Source organism: Pedobacter sp. ASV1-7 (assembly GCF_040203335.1).
Classification (GTDB): Bacteria; Bacteroidota; Bacteroidia; order Sphingobacteriales; family Sphingobacteriaceae; genus Pedobacter.
Window position 1 is genome coordinate 919,357 of record NZ_JBEHBV010000001.1, and the last position, 18,346, is coordinate 937,702.

Annotated in this window: 16 protein-coding genes; 10 read left to right on the top strand and 6 right to left on the bottom strand. The window is 36.6% G+C overall.

Going from position 1 to position 18,346, the window contains the following annotated elements; genetic code table 11:
• Positions 1-172: 172 nt before the first annotated feature.
• Positions 173-760, top strand: a complete 588-nt coding sequence (locus ABDJ41_RS04010) for an HPP family protein (RefSeq protein WP_349784447.1) — start codon at positions 173-175, stop codon at positions 758-760.
• 5 nt (positions 761-765) lie between these two features.
• On the opposite strand, the gene ABDJ41_RS04015 is transcribed toward ABDJ41_RS04010, so the two are convergent.
• Genes ABDJ41_RS04015 through ABDJ41_RS04025 form a run of 3 tightly spaced genes read right to left on the bottom strand, consistent with a single transcriptional unit; the run spans position 766 to position 6,350 of the window.
• Positions 766-1,503, bottom strand: coding sequence for a ThuA domain-containing protein (locus ABDJ41_RS04015; protein ID WP_349784448.1), 738 nt, complete (start codon positions 1,501-1,503; stop codon positions 766-768).
• A gap of 22 nt (positions 1,504-1,525) precedes the next feature.
• On the bottom strand, positions 1,526-3,586 hold the full coding sequence (locus ABDJ41_RS04020; protein ID WP_349784449.1) for a TonB-dependent receptor: 2,061 nt from the start codon (positions 3,584-3,586) through the stop codon (positions 1,526-1,528).
• 49 nt (positions 3,587-3,635) lie between these two features.
• Positions 3,636-6,350, bottom strand: coding sequence for an outer membrane beta-barrel protein (locus tag ABDJ41_RS04025; RefSeq protein WP_349784450.1), 2,715 nt, complete (start codon positions 6,348-6,350; stop codon positions 3,636-3,638).
• A 489-nt stretch (positions 6,351-6,839) separates the two neighbouring features.
• Here ABDJ41_RS04025 and ABDJ41_RS04030 point away from each other — a divergent pair, with 489 nt between their 5' ends.
• Positions 6,840-9,059, top strand: coding sequence for an NADP-dependent isocitrate dehydrogenase (locus tag ABDJ41_RS04030; RefSeq protein ID WP_349784451.1), 2,220 nt, complete (start codon positions 6,840-6,842; stop codon positions 9,057-9,059).
• 119 nt (positions 9,060-9,178) lie between these two features.
• Positions 9,179-9,601 carry a hypothetical protein gene (locus ABDJ41_RS04035; RefSeq protein WP_349784452.1) on the top strand — a complete coding sequence of 141 codons (423 nt, stop codon included), beginning with the start codon at positions 9,179-9,181 and terminating at the stop codon, positions 9,599-9,601.
• Between the two features lies 1 nt (position 9,602).
• Here ABDJ41_RS04035 and ABDJ41_RS04040 read toward each other — a convergent pair whose 3' ends face one another.
• The gene (locus ABDJ41_RS04040) at positions 9,603-11,441 is read right to left on the bottom strand and encodes a DNA polymerase III subunit gamma/tau (protein WP_349784453.1); all 1,839 of its coding nucleotides are present in this window, start codon (positions 11,439-11,441) and stop codon (positions 9,603-9,605) included.
• A gap of 129 nt (positions 11,442-11,570) precedes the next feature.
• Between ABDJ41_RS04040 and ABDJ41_RS04045 the strand changes: the two genes are divergently transcribed.
• Positions 11,571-12,809: a hypothetical protein gene (locus ABDJ41_RS04045; protein ID WP_349784454.1), complete on the top strand. Its 1,239-nt coding sequence runs from the start codon at positions 11,571-11,573 to the stop codon at positions 12,807-12,809.
• 39 nt (positions 12,810-12,848) lie between these two features.
• On the opposite strand, the gene ABDJ41_RS04050 is transcribed toward ABDJ41_RS04045, so the two are convergent.
• Entirely contained in the window at positions 12,849-13,727 is an 879-nt protein-coding gene (locus ABDJ41_RS04050) for an AraC family transcriptional regulator (RefSeq protein ID WP_349784455.1), read from the bottom strand.
• Between the two features lie 150 nt (positions 13,728-13,877).
• On the opposite strand from ABDJ41_RS04050, the gene ABDJ41_RS04055 reads away from it, so the two are divergent.
• The 6 genes from ABDJ41_RS04055 to mtgA all read left to right on the top strand — a co-directional run bounded on the left by ABDJ41_RS04055 (position 13,878) and on the right by mtgA (position 17,807).
• On the top strand, positions 13,878-14,468 hold the full coding sequence (locus tag ABDJ41_RS04055) for a T9SS type A sorting domain-containing protein (RefSeq protein WP_349784456.1): 591 nt from the start codon (positions 13,878-13,880) through the stop codon (positions 14,466-14,468).
• 139 nt (positions 14,469-14,607) lie between these two features.
• On the top strand, positions 14,608-15,849 hold the full coding sequence (locus tag ABDJ41_RS04060; protein ID WP_349784457.1) for a hypothetical protein: 1,242 nt from the start codon (positions 14,608-14,610) through the stop codon (positions 15,847-15,849).
• Between the two features lie 81 nt (positions 15,850-15,930).
• Complete coding sequence (gene rpsF / locus ABDJ41_RS04065) at positions 15,931-16,290, top strand: 30S ribosomal protein S6 (protein WP_349784458.1); 360 nt, start codon at positions 15,931-15,933, stop codon at positions 16,288-16,290.
• Positions 16,290-16,553, top strand: a complete 264-nt coding sequence (rpsR, locus tag ABDJ41_RS04070) for a 30S ribosomal protein S18 (RefSeq protein WP_084291565.1) — start codon at positions 16,290-16,292, stop codon at positions 16,551-16,553. The genes rpsF and rpsR overlap by 1 nt, the downstream gene beginning before the upstream one ends.
• A gap of 10 nt (positions 16,554-16,563) precedes the next feature.
• Positions 16,564-17,007, top strand: coding sequence for a 50S ribosomal protein L9 (rplI, locus tag ABDJ41_RS04075; protein WP_349784459.1), 444 nt, complete (start codon positions 16,564-16,566; stop codon positions 17,005-17,007).
• A gap of 77 nt (positions 17,008-17,084) precedes the next feature.
• Positions 17,085-17,807 (top strand): monofunctional biosynthetic peptidoglycan transglycosylase, encoded by a 723-nt coding sequence (mtgA, locus tag ABDJ41_RS04080; RefSeq protein WP_349784460.1) that lies wholly within the window; start codon positions 17,085-17,087, stop codon positions 17,805-17,807.
• A 32-nt stretch (positions 17,808-17,839) separates the two neighbouring features.
• Here mtgA and ABDJ41_RS04085 read toward each other — a convergent pair whose 3' ends face one another.
• Positions 17,840-18,310, bottom strand: coding sequence for an ABC transporter ATPase (locus ABDJ41_RS04085; RefSeq protein ID WP_349784461.1), 471 nt, complete (start codon positions 18,308-18,310; stop codon positions 17,840-17,842).
• Between the last annotated feature and the right edge of the window lie 36 nt (positions 18,311-18,346).

Consider the following 18,346-nt stretch of genomic DNA (forward strand, 5'->3'; position numbering starts at 1 on the left):
CAGAATTGCTTTAATTTACATGCTTATTGAGGATTTGTCTATCCTTTTTACCTAAATAACTGATAAATATTCTGTTGAGTAATGGATTCCCCCAAAGAAAACTGGAGTTATTTAAGAATAACTAGTATATGACTAGATATTGTATTATTTTTGCGGCAAAATAGGGAAGTAGATGCCAAAAAAGATCATAAGAAAACAATACCGTAAAGCCAGGTATATTTTATACCGTGAAACATTAATAGATGCAAAGGAACATGTGCTTACTTTTATTGGATCTTTTGTAGGGATTGGCTTAATCGGCTTGTTGAATAGTCAATATCTGGTGGCTAGCGATAATTTGTTCCTGATTGGGTCATTCGGGGCTTCATCTGTATTGGTATATGGACTTGTAAATAGTCCACTTGCACAACCTCGTAATCTAATTGGTGGACATGTATTGTGTGCTATAATTGGCGTTACTGTTTCTAAACTGATTTCAGATGAAATTTGGCTTGCCTGTGCTCTGGCAGTTTCTTTATCAATTGTTGCAATGCAAATCACTAAGACTTTGCATCCACCAGGGGGAGCCACTGCATTAATCGCTGTTACTGGTGGGAAAAAGATTGAAGAGCTAGGCTACCTGTATGTTTTGTCGCCAGTATTAACAGGTGTGCTTATATTATTTGCAGTAGCATTGATATTTAATAATTTGAGACACAGAGAATATCCTTCCAAACCTATATTAAAAAGAAAGCGGCCAATAAGGAAAGCCGCTGTATAAAATATTTACTCCATTTTTTTTATTCCCATTGCATATTGGATACCACCGAGTAGATGTTGTAAAAAAAGCGGATCACTATATGACTCTTCAACATGTCCCATGGCAGTAACAAATGAACGTCCGCCATCAAAGTCATGATACCAGGACATTGGGTGTTGAGGGGCATTCTTACCGCCTTGGTAACTGTTTTCGTCAATGGTAATCAGCACTTTAATGTCTTTGTTGATATCTTTGAAGTTATACCATTCATCTTTTTTTATCCAGTTCTCGGGTAAGTGTTTAGTGGAAATTGTATTTCTGTTTACTACGTTTAAAGTTGCTACCTGCACCTTTGGGTGATTTACAAACCAGGCGCCAGCAAGTTTACCATACCATGGCCAGTCGAACTCAGTATCTGTCGCAGCATGTACACCTACATAACCGCCACCACTTTTAATATATTTTTCAAAAGCAGTTTGTTGTTCGTCATTTAATACATCGCCAGTGGTGTTTAAGAAGATAATTGCTGCATATTTTTTCAGGTTTTGAGGAGTGAATTTTTTAGCATCAATTGTTGTGTCTACTTCGAATTTATTTGTCAAACCTAATTTTTGAATTGCAGCTACTCCAGCTTTAATAGAGGAGTGATGGAAGCCGGCTGTTTTCGAAAAAACAAGTATTCTTTTTTTCTTGGCACTTACAGGAGCTGCAAAAAATACAATTATTAAAGACGCAGTTAAAAAGAAGGTTAAAATCTTTGACATAATTATTTGGTTTCTGGCTAAGTTAATAAATAATAACTGCCATTCCTCCATAAAAATTGCGTTTTGCAGCCGCATTAAAGTAGCGGCCACCCATTGCATTAAGGTCGTTGCCAAGGCTGTAGCTTTCGTTTAAAAGGTTATCTGCTCCAATAAAAAGTTCAACTGGGGTTTTTCCAATACGCAGATTTTTACAGCCAATTTTTGCTTGTAAAAGGTGATATTTCTTTGCATAAACTGTATTTGCATCATTCAGTGGAATTTGTGAAGTAAAGTTATGTTGGAGGAAAGCATAGAAATCCTTTGGAAACTGTATGTCTATACTGCTCACTAAAACATTTTTAGGTACCCCTGTCAGATCATTGCCAGAATAATCAGCTGCTTTATTTTGATATTCGTCGAATTTAAATCGGCTTAGGGTGTATGCATTGCGGAATTGTAGCCCTCTTACAAAGTTTGAAGCGTTGACTGGAATCGCCCAGAAAGCCAATGTACTTTCTAATCCCCACTGTTTAGTTCCTCCTGCATTGATAAAATAATCTGAACCATCATCGTTTGTACGAATTACGATGGCATTTTTAAGGTTATAAAAGAATCCTGTAAAATCAACATAAAGCCTGTTGTTTAAAGTCTGATATTTCAGCCCTGTTTCATAATTCCAGCCCTGTTCAGGTTGTAAGTCTACATTGATTACATTGTCTGAAGCCCTTACTTCAGATAATGTAGGAGGGGAGTAGCCTTTACTTACTGATGCCCGTAGTGATAAACGTGGATCAATCAGATATGATAATGCAGCTCTTGGTACAAACTGAACATTGAAATTATTCGTTTTTTTAGGAACTACAACAGGAAAACTACTTTCATATCCATAACCATACAAATTAGCACTACCTGATAGTTCCAATAACCACTTGTCAAAAAAATCAGCAGTAAAATGTGCAAAAGCGAAATTAGACCTGGCTTTTAGCTGATCAGCAACTGTAAGATCCCCTCTAATACTTGAATTGTTAGCATAGTTGTCGAAATCTGTTGCTGTCTGCATACTTTCTACCCCAAGGTTGAATTTTAGATTTGCATTAGTTAGGCGTTGTTGATATTCAACATAAGATCTCAGACCTATTGTAAACTCTTTACGCTCTTCATAATTAGTGATAAAAGGATTTTTAAAATCAGTATATGTAGAGAATACTGCCAATACATGTTTAAACTTTTCATTGATCTGCCAATCATGAGAAATACCTCCATATATCGTTTTACTATAAATTCCTGCATTTTGCTCAATAGCACTTTTAAAAGCGCCGCCAGCAGGCCTTGATAATTCAGGATTTAAAGCAAATTGTTCCGCTGTTAATCCTCCTGGTGTATTGTAATGTAAATCAGAATAAAACACTAATGCCTTTAATGCGGCGTTCTTTGCATAATCCCATTTATGGGTAGTCTGGAAATATTTGCGATCCATTCCACTATGGTCTCGGTAGCCATCACTACGTTGATAGGCCTGAGTGATATTAAAGCTGTAATTTTTAAACTGCTTGTTTAAAGATAGATTTTCCCTGAAAGTCCCATAAGAGCCGCCCTCAAGTTTTAGGTTCAATGCTGTGCTATCGGGAATGCTACCGGCAGATTGAACCAATATTACCCCACCAGAGTTGGCGCCAAAAATATTGCCATGAGGCCCTTTCAATACCTGGATGCTTTGAGCTGACGATACATCTAATGCATTAAAATAAGTATTACCACCTGCATCTGTTAAAGGAAAGTCATCAAAGTAGATCTTAACATTTCTAATTCCAAAGGGAGAACGTAATAAACTTCCCCTGATGGATAGCCGGTAACTGCCAGGGGAACGCTCTTCCATACGGACACCGGAAATGGTATTCATTGCAGATACAAAAGAACCATTAGGTTGTTTTTCTAAATCTGTTTGACTAATCAAACCAATGGAGCCAGTCGACCTCAGTACAGGTACGGTAGAAAAATATGGTCGAATTACTACTTCTTCAAGTTTTTTTGTTGTGTCTTGCTTAGTCTGGGCAATGCCTGAAAAACAAAGCATTGTGAAACAGGCTGTAAAAAATGTTTTCATCTAAAGCAAAGCTAAAATTTACCTTGAGAAATACATACAAAGATTGTGGCTATTTACTCTTAAATATATTCAACTTGTATTGATAGGTTAACAGAAAATATTGTTTTAAAACATTTTGCTCACCAACCACTATTGCATTGTTATAACCATATTGGTAGACTGAAGTACTCTGATCAAGTAAATCATACACAGAAAGTTTCAATTGGCCCCTGTCTTTTTCCTGCATTAACAGTGAAACAGATAAATTCAGAATATTGGTGCTTTTTGTAAAACCATCAGGTACTTGAGGATTGTAATTGAAGTTGTATCTGCCGTCAATAATTACTTTTTTAGGCCATCTTAAACTTATATTAGTTGTTAAGGAATGATTGTTTGTATTTACAGATTTGTAATCTACATTTTTATAATTTGCAATGCTCTTTCTTAACCGGTAGCTGGTATTGAGGCTTAATAACTCACGATAGTTAAGATCGACACTCTGACTAACGCTAAAGTCATAGTTTTGCTGAATACCTTCATCTGTGTTTAAAAAGAAAGCACTCTTATTCATGTAAACAAAAGCTGAAGTGTTTAAACCAATTTTCCAGTTTTGAGATTTCTTAAACTGCTTCCCGATATTTCCACCAATATGGCCTCTCATACCACCATCTCTGTTTACATAGCTTCTGGTATTCACCCCGGTCCCATCAATTATGGTTCGCTGAACGACATTGTTTTCTGAAAGTGTTATTGAAGAATATAGATTGAAATTGATCTGTTTACGGGGGAAATTCTTATATATTCTTGCTCCTATGTTATAGGATTTTCCAGCTTCAAGCCCGGGGTTACCGACCGATTTGCTGATCTGATTATATATCCTTTCAATAGGTTGTAATTGCCAGATACTGGGTAGTTCCAGGCCTTCTCTGTAATTAACGGAGAAGCCGGGGCCATTTACTTCTATTGCAGGGAAGAGATTGAGGTAAGTTTTATTGATGTCATTTACGGTACTGTTGAATTTATTCCTGACGTCTTGATAAGTTGCATTTAATCCCAGTTTGAAGGTGTATTTCGGGTTCAATTGATAATTCAACTGAGGATTAAACGACTGTGTAAATATTTGACGGGTTAGGTCATTACTCTGATTGGCTAAAAAGATATCATAAACATCAGTTATGGTATTTTTATCAAAGGTTTTTAAGAAGTCATTGTTGGATCTTAACCTGCTATCGGATGTAATTTCTACCCTTACTTTTTTACTGATCGGGTAATTGTAATTTACAGATAGGTTACCTGAATAGCTTTTTGCATGCTGATCTGTAAAACGGCTTAAAAGACTTGAGGGAATGTCATTTGTGTAGGAAGTCAGGTTATTGTTCAAAAATGCATCTGTCGCATTTTCATTAAGTGCTAAACTATGATTAATATGAATTGATTCACCTTTCTTTTTGAGCTTGCGATAAAATGAAAAATTGTGCGAAAAGCCGATGTTCTTTGTTTGTTGAGTATCGTTGCCAATAGATTCATAAAGCTTAGGATTAAAGTTGTTAAAGTTTTCGTTTTGTGAACCGTTAATGTTATTATTGGATTGGAAATTCAATTTTGGTTCATATCTGAGTCTATTCAAAGTGTCGGGCTTCCATTCTATAAGTCCACCTAAGCTATGTTTGTATTCATTACGGTCTGATGTATTTTTAGATGAAGAACTCAAAACCGTATCTATAAGCGTCTGCTCAGAAAAGTGTTTGCTTTCGCGTTTTGTGTTAGTATTTGTATAAAAGTAAACCAGGTTAGTTTTTAACCGGGTACCATAATCGTTATTGATGTTAAAACCTGCAGATGTTATCTTTTCCATTCCTCCCCAACTATTTCCACCAAAAGTTCCCTCACCTGTCTGATCGCCACCTCCTCTGTTAAAACCCCCCATGTTATTCAGATCTTCTCTTGAAAATCCCGTTTTTGTAAGATTATTAGACAGGCCGATTAAACTGACCTGTAATGTATCTCTAAAACTACTAATGATTCCCCCTGCTTCGTACCTTTGCCGGGTACCGCCCCCTACGTATATTTTACCAAGTGTGCTCTTTTTTATTTTATTTTTTAGCTTAAGGTTAATGATTTTCTCGACCTGGTCAGTACTTAATTTGTGGTCAGGATCATTTTCTCTATCATCGTATACCTGAATTTTATCAATCATATCGGCATCTAGATTTCTGGTAGCTACTTTTGGGTCCGATCCAAAAAAGTCTTTCCCATCAATCATCAGTTTGCTGATCGGCTTTCCATCTACTAAAATGGAGCCATCAATATTGACCTGTACACCCGGTAGTTTTCTCAACAATTCTTCTACTACAGCATTTGGCCTGGTTTTAAAAGCTTCAGTATTAAATTCTATAGTGTCCTTTTTTATTACAATAGGGGAACGTTCACCTTGTATGATTACTTCGTTTAAGCTGTGGCCAGTCATTAAAATTTTGCCGAAGTCTTTAGTAGTAGAGGATGTAAAATCCAGGTTTCGACGGATGGTGTTATAGCCTACAAAGGAAATGATGACTTTAGTTTGCTTGTTTGCTGGCAATGCGCTCAGCAAAAAGTGTCCTTTGGAATCCGTTATGGTATAGGAAATGAGGGAAGTATCTTTGGTATATACTATTGCAACAGTTACATGTTCTATAGGGGCTTTGGAGATGGAATCAAGAATTACCCCCTTAATTGAGGCTTTGTTTTGTGCATATATATGGTTTGTTGAAGTTAATAATAAAAGAGCGATAATAATTTTTTTCATGAAGGTTAAGCGTTTAGGAGATTGTTTCTCAATATTACTAAAATGAAAGAGGGGTTTTTGTTAAAAATTGTTAATCTTTTAAAAATCAAGTGCTTTTATGGTATGTTGAACATATGTTTCATAATAAATTAAAGATAAGTAGTGAATAAATAGGGAATAAGTAGCTGGTTGCTTTACCGTTCCTTTAGGGTTGGTTTAGGGTTCCTTTACCCTAGGGGTAAACCAAGGGTAAAGCAAGAGTAAAGGAAAGGTAAAGGAAGGGTAAAGCAACCCCTTGTTTATTCGCTACTGATTCCCTAATCACTCCCAATTAATTATAGTCGATATTTTTAGGCTGTAATTGTGGATTTCAGCACTCATTTTAACCGATTTATAACATTTTAATGGCTTAAAATTCATCTGTTTATTATATCTTTAGGCGATTTTAACAAAAGCATGTTGTCACAAACTCCAGCTTTTATTTTCATTCATTAATCGTATTTATAAAACATGTCAAACACATCAAAAATTATCTATACCAAAACAGATGAAGCGCCAATGCTGGCAACCTATTCTTTCTTACCAATTGTACAAGCTTTTACCGCTTCGACTGGTATCGATGTAGAAAGCAGAGATATTTCTCTTGCTGGTAGAATTTTGGCCAACTTCCCTGAGTTTTTAAAAGAAGATCAAAAGATTGGAGATGCATTGACGGAATTAGGTCAACTGGCAACTACACCAGAGGCCAATATTATTAAATTGCCTAATATCTCAGCTTCTATTCCTCAATTGGTTGGTGCAATCACTGAATTACAATCTCAAGGATTTGCAATTCCTGATTATCCGGATAATGCACAGACTGAAGAAGAAAAGGCAATTAAAGCAAAATATGCAAAGGTTTTAGGTTCAGCGGTTAACCCTGTATTACGTGAAGGTAACTCAGACCGTAGAGCTCCTAAAGCCGTTAAAAATTATGCAAAAGCTAATCCGCATTCAATGGGTGCATGGTCTACAGATTCTAAAACCAGAGTTGCAAGCATGACAGAGGGTGATTTCTATGGTTCAGAGAAATCAGTAACAGTGGCTGATGCAACTCAGTTTAAAATTGAGTTTGTTGCTGCGGATGGTGCTGTGACTGAATTGAAAGGTCTTGCTCCTTTAAAAGCAGGTGAAGTGATTGATAGTTCAGCTTTGAGCCTTTCCGCTTTAAAAGCTTTCGTTGCAAAAGAAATTGCTGAAGCCAAAGCTGCAGGTGTTCTATTATCTGCACACTTAAAGGCAACAATGATGAAGGTTTCTGATCCTATCATTTTCGGAGCTATTGTTGAAGTATATTTTGCTGATGTATTCGCTAAATATGCAGCGCTTTTTGCAGAATTAAACATTGATACCAGAAATGGTTTAGGTGATGTTTATGCTAAAATTGCAGGAAATGCTAAACAAGCTGAAGTTGAAGCGGCTATTACTGCTGCTATTGAAAACGGACCTGATTTAGCTATGGTAAATTCTGATAAAGGAATTACCAATTTACATGTTCCTTCAGATGTAATTGTTGATGCTTCTATGCCAGCAATGATCCGTACTTCTGGACAAATGTGGAACAAAGAAGGTAAATCACAAGATACTATCGCTTTGATTCCAGATCGTTGTTATGCTGGTGTTTATACAGCAACAATTGATGACTGTAAAGCAAATGGTGCTTTTGATGTAACTACAATGGGCTCAGTGCCGAACGTAGGTTTGATGGCCCAGAAAGCAGAAGAGTATGGTTCTCATGATAAGACTTTCCAGGCTACTGCAAGCGGAACAATCCGTGTAACAGATGCTGAGGGTAAAGTTTTCTTTGATCAGAAAGTAGAGAAAGGTGATATCTTCCGTATGTGTCAGACTAAAGATGCACCAATTCAGGACTGGGTTAAACTAGCTGTAAACAGAGCACGCCTGTCTGATACACCTGCTGTATTCTGGTTGGATGAGAAAAGAGCACATGATAGAGAAATCATAGCAAAAGTAAATAAATATCTGCCTGACTTCGATACAAATGGTTTGGATATCCGTATTCTTTCTCCAGTTGAAGCGACTAAATTTACATTGGAAAGAATCCGTAAAGGTCTGGATACAATCTCTGTAACCGGTAACGTTCTTCGTGACTACCTTACAGATCTGTTCCCGATTCTGGAGCTAGGTACTTCAGCAAAAATGTTGTCTATCGTTCCATTGATGAATGGTGGTGGGTTATTTGAAACAGGAGCTGGAGGTTCTGCACCAAAACATATTGAACAATTTATTCAGGAAGGTTATTTACGTTGGGATTCATTAGGTGAGTTCTTGGCTTTAGCAGTTTCATTGGAGCATTTGGGGCAAACTCAAAACAATGCTAAAGCATTGGTGCTTGCCGAAACTTTAGATGTAGCTACAGAAAAGTTCCTGGCTAATGATAAGTCCCCTGCGCGTAAAGTAGGACAAATTGATAACCGTGGTTCTCACTTCTACCTGACTTTATATTGGGCTGAAGCTCTTGCTGCTCAGTCAAAGGATGCAGCATTGCAAGCTAAATTTGCTCCTTTAGCAAAGGTATTGGCAGAGAATGAAGCTAAAATAAGTGAAGAATTAATCGGATCACAAGGTAAACCACAAAATATTGGTGGTTATTATAATCCTGATGATGAATTGGCAGCTGCAGCAATGCGTCCGAGTCAAACATTAAATGCTGCTTTGGCAAGTTTATAACGTAATTTATTATTACATATTGAAGGAGGGGTTGGTCTGAGGACACAACCCCTTTTTTATTTTATTAACACCAAACATTTGAAGTTCTATTTTCGTTATATTTAATAAAACTTACCATTATGATGACGGGCGAAAATAATCAGGAAGGTGCTCCTAAAGCAAATGATAAACTTCATTCAATGGGTTTAGGGGAGACTAAGGATTTTGAAAATTTGTCTTTTGATAAAGATAAAAACAGTTTTGAATTTGATGTAAAAGGCAATGATATGGAGTATGATCATCCACTTCCTTATGATACCTCGGCGCCCAATGGTGAGGATAGTATCTCTACCTATGATGAATCCAATCCTTATATTGGGTCAGAATATGACAATATGAAAGAAATGAGTGAACGGTTAGATGGAGCAGGTATGCGTATAGATAATTCGGGAGAAAGTGTCGTTTTGAGTCCGGAAGATGAAATCTTATCTCGTACAGATGAGGATGATCGGGATGACCTTGACGAAGAGGGGTATCCGATTAATGATAAGCCAGGAAAATAATTTATGGGTTTACATCAAGGTTGAACCTTCTGCGCATTTCTTCAAGCTTAGGGTTTTTCTCTACCAGGTATTGATATTTTTCCGTACTGGTGTATAGCCTGTTTACTACCTCCTTAACAACCTGTTTTGTTTTAATGTAAATGTTAAAGTTTTTAAGTCTTGGCCTTAAAAAGTTAAGTAGATCAATCATCTCATCTTGTAACAGATCTTCTTGTAATTTATGCTCAATATGTACCATGATCTCTTCCTGACTTTCAAGAATAGGAGGTGAAGTACTCATTAGGGTATAAATATTGATCTTATTAGCATCTTTTACCATATTGGTGTACTGATTCCAATAGAAAGTAAGTTGCTCCAATGTAAAAGCTTCGCGGTCGTTGCCTGTAATGTATTTCGGCTCATCGCCTTCTTCACCTTCTGCTTTTTTTTCTATCCCATTTAAAGATGGGATTAAGGTTGCAGCTTTGTTTTGCACTGAGGCAGATAAAGGCTGTAATGCTATTTTACCGGATGGAGGTGCTGTTCTTTTTGGAAGTGGTATGCTTGCTGAAGGAGTTACAGCAGGTTTTGCAGCTTCCACTTCGGGCTTTGCTTCCTTTACACTTAATGGTGGTGTTTGTACTACCGGCTGATTTTGCACAGGAATACTGATGCTTGCAACAGGGGTAGCAGAACTTATATTAGTTTTTTTTTTAATCTGATCAGTGTCAGTTGCGTTGTTGTGAGGTTGGCTGGCTAGCTGTAGTACCGAAGGGATGTGGCACATTTTTATCAGGGCCATTTCTACCTGCAAACGCTGGTTTTTACTGTTCTTGTAGTTTAGGTCACATTGGTTTGCAAGGTTCAGTGCAGTAAGGATAAACGATGCAGATGTTTGCTGACTTTGGCTGATGTATTTTTGCTTGATGTTTTCGCTGACTTCTAACAGTTTGGTGGTCTGAGGATCTTTTGCAACCAGCAGGTTTCTGAGATGGCTGGCTAATCCATTAATAAAATTATTGCCATCAAAGCCATTGTTTAATATTTCATCAAACAATACCAGTGAATTACTCACATCGGCGGTATTAAGATAGTCTGTAAGCTTGAAGTAGTAATCGTAATCCAGGATATTAAGATTGTCGATTACAGATTTATAAGTTAGGTTTTTATTGGTATAACTTACAATCTGGTCAAACATAGATAACGCATCTCTCAAACCTCCATCTGCCTTTTGTGCAATGATGTGAAGTCCGTCTGCTTCTACAGCTATGTTTTCGCGTTGTGCAATTTTATTTAAGTGACCTGAAATGTCATCTACCTGAATCCTGTTGAAATCAAATATCTGACAGCGGGATAATATGGTTGGTAATATTTTGTGCTTCTCTGTTGTAGCTAATATGAAAATAGCATAAGAAGGTGGCTCTTCAAGTGTTTTTAGGAAAGCATTGAATGCATTTGCCGAAAGCATGTGAACCTCATCAATGATGTAGATCTTATATTTTCCTGCTTGTGGCGGTATACGCACCTGATCAATAAGACTTCTGATGTCATCAACAGAGTTGTTGGATGCAGCATCGAGCTCATGAAAGTTAAAAGAATGACCCGTCTGAAAAGAAATGCAAGACTCACAAGTGCCGCATGCTTCTTGTTCGGCTGTTAAATTGGTACAGTTGATTGTTTTTGCAAGAATACGTGCGCAGGTAGTTTTACCAACACCTCTCGGTCCGCAAAATAAAAAAGCCTGTGCCAGTTGATTGTTCTTTATAGCATTTTTTAAGGTGCCTGTAATGTGCTGCTGTCCAACAACGGTTTCAAACGTTGCCGGGCGGTATTTACGGGCTGATACTATAAAATTTTCCATTCGTCCACGAAATTAGAAATTTTTTATGGAGCTAGAGTAATTTGTGGGAAAATAAAATGCACATACCGGTATTCATTTTTTGAAATGAATACTTTTATCTAAGTTTAGCAAAAAATACGAATTTAAATTATGAAACGCTTTCTCACTATGGTGCTTATCGCATCCCCTATACTTGTTTTTTCGCAGAAGAATTTCGACAAAGGTTATGTAGTGACCAAATCAAATGATACTTTAAGAGGATTTATAGATTATAAAGAACGAAAGAAAAATCCAACTACATTTGATTTCAGGTCAGCCATGGATGGTAAAACCCAGACTTTTACCTCAAATAATTGCAATGCTTATGGTGTTGATGACGCGGAGTCGTTTGAAAGCCATGTGGTAGATATTACAATGGGTGAAACGGATATTGATAGATTGTCAAGTGCTCCAGATCTTTCTTCAAGAACGGACACTGTATTTCTAAGAGTATTACAGGCCGGTAAAAATGTAACCTTATATTCTTATGTAGATAAGGTTAAGGAACGGTTTTACTTGAAGTCTAAAAATGGAACGCCCACAGAACTCATCAGGCACTTATATATGCAGGAAGAGGGCGTTAAAAGAGTTGTAAATGGGAATCAGTATATCAGACAATTGCTGGATGTGATGAGGGAGTCTAATCCCGGAATTGCAGTTGATCAAGAAAAGTTATCGAAATTGGAATATGGTGAAGATGCGTTGCTGGAACTTGTTGCTGAGATCAATCAGCAAAAGTTGACTAAGCCTAAACATAGTAGCACGAGGTTTTTTGCAGGCCTGGCGCTGAACAGGAGCTGGGCAAGTTATTCAGGGGCGCATGATTTTGCGAGCCCGACAGCAAAGGTAAAGGTGTCATATCTACCTATGCTGACAACTGGTATAGACGTATTTTTCAATCCGGTAATTGGAAAGTTGTTATTTAGAACAGAGTTGTCTTTACAGATGAGTAAAAATGAAATTGCAATTCGTCGCGGAGATGATATCTACAAGCATTCTTTTGATCAGTATCTCGCTGTGATTACACCTCAGGTTATATATAATATGTATAATGCCGATCACTTTAAGGTATTTGTCGGAATTGGAGGTGGTGTGAATTTTATGTTAACCCGCAATGATGAATATGTAGCGTTAAATACGGTTAGTGGTGAATCCGATGTGCTTAACAAACCGTTAAAAATGGAGGCCGTTAATTATTCTTTTCAGGGAATTGTGGGGGTGGTTTTGAATAAAAAGATAGAGATTTCAGCGGGATATAGTCCATATATGCCGATCAGCAATTATGGCGTTTTTAATATTAATGTAGAAAGGATGAGACTGGGGGTTAATTACTTGTTTGGTAAAAAGTAAACTTTTTATTCCGTATTGTAAGGAAAAGTGTTGGTATTGTTACTTTAAAACTGACTTCAATTCTTTTCTGTATTCGGATGCACTTTTACCAGTAAACTCTTTAAAGAGCTTATTGAAATGGCTAAAATTATAAAAGCCACTTTCATAACTAATATTTGCTATGCTGATTTGTTTTTCGGCTAATAGTTTGGCAGCATGTACAATCCGATACTCATTTACGAACTTTGTAAATGTCTTTTTTGTGGTCTTTTTGAAATACCTGCAAAAAGAAGGGGTCGTCATGCTGGCCATTTTCGCTACTTCAGCAAGAATAATCTCTTCATGGAAGTGATCTTTTACATAGTTAAAGATCATGTTGATTCTATCATTGTCCTGCACCTGAGTTTCCATTGAAAATCCTGAAGCATTCAGAATCTTATAATCCTGAGCACTTTCCAGTTCTTTTAAAACGGTTAACAGGGTGAGCAGTCTTTCAAATGGTTGTTGATGATCCATCATTTCTATACGTTCTCCAACTGCTTTTTTTGTTTCAGTGCCAAAAGCAATGCCTCCTTTTGCTTTGTTAAATAATTCGGGAAGGTATTTTGTTTCCTGGAGATTTAGGAACTCTGTTCCAAGAAAGTCTGGCTTCATTTGAATAACAGTTTCGTTTTTGTTGCCCGTACGGTCATCTGTGAAACCACAATGAGGGAGGTTGCTGCCAATAAGTATTAAATCTCCATCTGTATAATAAGAAAGGTGACTTCCGATCTGTCTTTTTCCTGAGCCACCGTTTACAAAGACCATTTCAATTTCAGGATGGTAATGCCAGACATGTGATTTGTTATTTAGCTTTTCAGCATACTTTGAATAATAAAACGAGCTTCCGAATGAGGATTCGATGATTTCGAAGCCTGGCTTGTTGGTTTTTATCTTCATTTTTTCTTCTCTCAGTGTAAATAAAACGGGTGTATTTGCCTTTTGGTTTTTATGGAGGGTAATATAGCATAGATATGTGGATATATGCAATAAGACTTTCGTTTTAATGCGGGGTAAATTTGTATCATAAAATAATTAAAACAGTTTGTTATGAAAAGTTTTATTAAAATCAGTTTGATCGCAGCATTATTAATGAGTTCTGTAGGTCTGTATGCAAGTGATGGTGAGTTTTCGTTTAGCGTTAAGCGTGTAAATGAAAAGACTGTAACTTTTGCTATGAATGAAACGCAAGTTGTTGATGTGGCTATTTATGGTGCCAACAATGAAGCCTTGTATGAAAAGAAAGTAAATGCAAAAAAGGGAACATCTAAAACTTATGATTTGAGTTCTCTTCCTAATGGGAACTATACCTTTAAACTATGGACAGATGCGAAAGCTACTGAGTACAAAATAGAAATTAAAGGAGATAGTGTTTCAGTTTCTGAGCCGGTAATCATTAATATGCTTAATCCGGTATTAACTAAGATGGATGATGTTTTAGTATTGAATGTTGAAAATGCTCCTAAGGGGCCGATTGAAATTGAGATTCTAGATCAACATAATGGTCAGGTATTTCAAAAGGTTTTTGCCGGAGGATCAACGCTGGTTAAGAAATTTGATGTCGTACGTGGATACTCCAGAGAGCTGACTTTTATCATCAGATCTGCAGATCAGGTTGTTACCAAAACGGTTCAAATGTAATTGCAAAAAGTATTTGGTTAGTACTTATGAGAGGTTGTTCTTTACAAGGACAACCTTTTTTTGTTTTTTACAGTTCTATTAGTTATTTGAAAGTATGACTAATTAAAATTAATTTCGCTTCAAATTAAAACCAAATCAAATGAAACGCTTTCTTATTGCCCTTTTATGGGCCATTCCTGTCTTGAGCTTTGCTCAGGCTAATTTTCAAAAAGGATATGTAATTACCAATTCTAAGGATACGCTTAAAGGCTTTATTGATTATAAAGAAAGAAGTAAGAATCCCGTTGAGGTGAATTTCAGAACTTCCTTAAGTAGCAGTACGCAAACTTATAATCTGGAGAATTGTGTAGGTTATGGAGTTGATGATACTGAGCACCAGAGGCGTTTTACTGTAAATATTAGTATGAGTAAGGTTGATGTTGCTAATTTAAGTTATGGTCCGGATACCTCATTTAAAAGAAAAACAGTCTTTCTTAAGGTTTTGCAGGATGGAAAGAATTTAGTTCTCTTTTACTATGAAGATGATGTGAAAGAACGTTATTATATGATGAGTAGAAATCATCAGGAGCCTGTTGAGTTGATTAGAAATACATATTTAAGTACAGTCAAGACAAATGCTATAGTGAATGACAATAAGTATGTTAGACAACTGCTCGCTCAAATGGTGGAGAGTAATCCGGGGAGGCCAATTCCTGAAAAGGGTATTTTGAATTTGGATTATACAGAACGTGCATTATTGAAATTTGTTTCAGGTATTAATGATCAAAAAACTCCTAAGTCTAAATACAAAGGGGGCAGATTTTTTGCCGGTGCAGCTCTTAGTGTAAGCTCAGCTAGCTATAGGGGACTGGACGAGCTTGCAAGTGAGGGTGCTATATCGAAAATCTCTTACTCGCCAATATTAAATGGGGGGATTGATCTTCTTGTAAATCCTGCAATAGGTAAGCTGATCTTTAGAGCGGAGCTTTCGTTAATGATGGATAAGTATGGAGTGTCAGTATCTGACAATATAGGCAGCAGTAGCCATACTTTTGACCGGGCTTCCCTTGTATTGACTCCTCAGTTTATTTACAATATATATAACACCAATAAATTAAAGTTCTTTGCAGGATTTGGCGCCGGACTGAATTTTTCAAAAATAAGTAATAATAAGATTGCGTTTACAAGAGGCTTGGATAAGACTATTTTCATTGAGAACAGTGATAGGGAAGTCAATTGGTTTAATTACTCTTTAGAACTTAGTACTGGCGTTGTATTGAACAAAAAAATAGAAATATTTGCAGGATATAGCCCAAAAGCGGCATTAACTGATTATTATTCTATAGCATTGAGGGTACAGAGGCTTCATTTTGGTGTTAATTACTTGTTTGGCAAGCATTAAAACATTTGATTATTAGAAATTTATTATTACTTTTGCATCCCGCATTAAGAGCGGATAAATTAAAAAAACAAATAAATAACAATGAATCAGTACGAAACTGTTATCGTTCTAACCCCGTTGTTGTCAGAAGAAGTTGCTAAAGAGGCTATTGCCAAATTCAGCAAAATCATTACTGACAGCGGAGCCGAAATTGTTCAAGAGGACAATTGGGGTTTGAGAAAATTAGCGTATCCGATTGAAAAAAAAGCAAGCGGATTTTTCCACCTTACAGAGTACAAATCTTCAGGTGAATTAATTAACAAGTTGGAGTTGGAGCTTAAGCGTGATGAGCGTGTATTGCGTTTCCTTACCATTAGATTAGACCGTCATGCGGTTGCATATAATGAGAAAAAACGTAGTGGTGCTTTTAACAAAAAACCAAAACAGGAGGTTGCAGGATAATGGCTAAAGATCAAATACAATATGTTACTGCTCCAAAAGTGGACGATAACAGAAAAAAATATTGCCGTTTCAGAAAGAACGGAATCAAATATATTGATTACAAAGACGCAAACTTCTTGTTAAAATTCATCAATGATCAAGGTAAATTATTACCACGCCGTTTAACTGGTACTTCATTGAAATTTCAACGCAAAGTGGCTCAGGCGGTTAAACGTGCACGTCACATTGGTTTGTTACCTTTTGTTGCTGACCAATTAAAATAGGAGCTGAGAGATGGAAATTATTTTGAAACAAGATATCAAATCCCTAGGGGAAAAAGATGATATCGTTACTGTAAAGCCAGGATATGGCCGTAACTACTTAATCCCTCAAGGATTTGGTGCTTTGGCTACTCCTTCAGCTAAAAAAGTATTAGCAGAAAACTTAAAACAAGCTGCTTTTAAACAAGATAAAATTAAGAAAGATGCTGAAGGTATCGCTGAACGTTTAGCTGAGGTTAAATTGTCTATCGGTGCTAAAGCTGGTGAAACAGGTAAGATTTTTGGTGCAGTAAATACCATTATGATTGCTGACGCTTTAAAACAAAAAGGTTTTGAAGTTGACCGTCGCCGTATCACTTTCGAAACTGAACCTAAATTTGTTGGTGAATATGTTGCCAACTTAAACTTACACAAAGAAGTGAAAGTTAAAGTTCCTTTCGAAGTTGTAGCTGAGTAATCTTCTTACAATCATAAAAAAAAGGCTTTCCGGTTTCGGAAAGCCTTTTTTTTATGCCTTTTTCTTACCTTTGGCCGATGGCACAAAAGAAGCGTTCGAACAGTAAATCAAAACAATCTCTTACTAAAAGAATCTCGTCAATAGTAACCAGAATTTTTCTTTGGTTTTTATTGGTTAGCGTTCTCTGGGTGCTGGCATATCGCTTTATTAATCCTCCTATTACCTTGCTCATGGTGTTACGTAACATAGAGCGTAAAACTGATGGTAAGCCTTTTAAATTGCAAAAGGAATGGGTTGATTTTGAAGACATGTCTGACAACATGAAGCGTGCTGCTGTTTCGGCTGAAGATCAGTTGTTCTTAAAACATATAGGTTTTGATGTTAAGGCTATTGAAAAGGCCTTCGAAACGAATAAAAAAGGCAAAAAGATTAAAGGTGGCAGTACCATTTCACAGCAAACAGCCAAAAATGTTTTCTTATGGCCAGGCCGTTCATGGGTACGTAAAGGATTTGAAGCCTATTTTACTTTGCTTATAGAAATGCTGTGGAGTAAGGAACGTATCCTTGAGGTATACCTTAATGTAATTGAAATGGGGGATGGTATATATGGAGCAGAAGCTGCTGCGCAAGCCTATTTTGGTAAATCATGCACTAAATTAACCCGTTCACAAGCTGCATTAATTGCTGCTTGTTTTCCGAACCCAAGGAGATGGACGCCCAAAAAGCCAACAACATATATCAGACATCGTCAATATCTGATCATGAAAAATATGAAAAGGCTTGGACCTCTGGACTTCTAAGAAAAACGGGCTTAATACCTGATTTTGAAATGCTATGAAAAGACTTTGCTGTGCCAGCTCTCTTCAAAAGTTGTTTCCCATTTGTTTTGAAATTCATTTAGGTTTTGTACAAGATTGTTGAAAACAATAGTTTTCGGTCCAACTTTATTAATACTTACCAGAGTTTCAAAATCTTCTTTATTGGTCACGATTACTTTATCATCTATTTTATAGGCAATGTTAAATCTATCAAACAAATCTACATTGTATGCTTGCTCGATGTCTTTAATTACACGAACCGAGGCATCAATAGAACAACCTGTAACACCTGCAATAGCTTCATCAACTGTAAATACGATGAAGAAGTTATGTATGATTTCTGCTTTTGCTTTTAATTGGTGACCATGTGCTTTCCACTGAGATGTGAAGTCGTCCAGTTTTTGTTGTATAGCTGGAACTTCGTCATTTGTAAATGGACGATTGCTCTGATAGATCCATATTTTAGATTGTGGAGAAAAACTCATAGATCAAATTTAATAAATTATTTAATTTGATGCAGC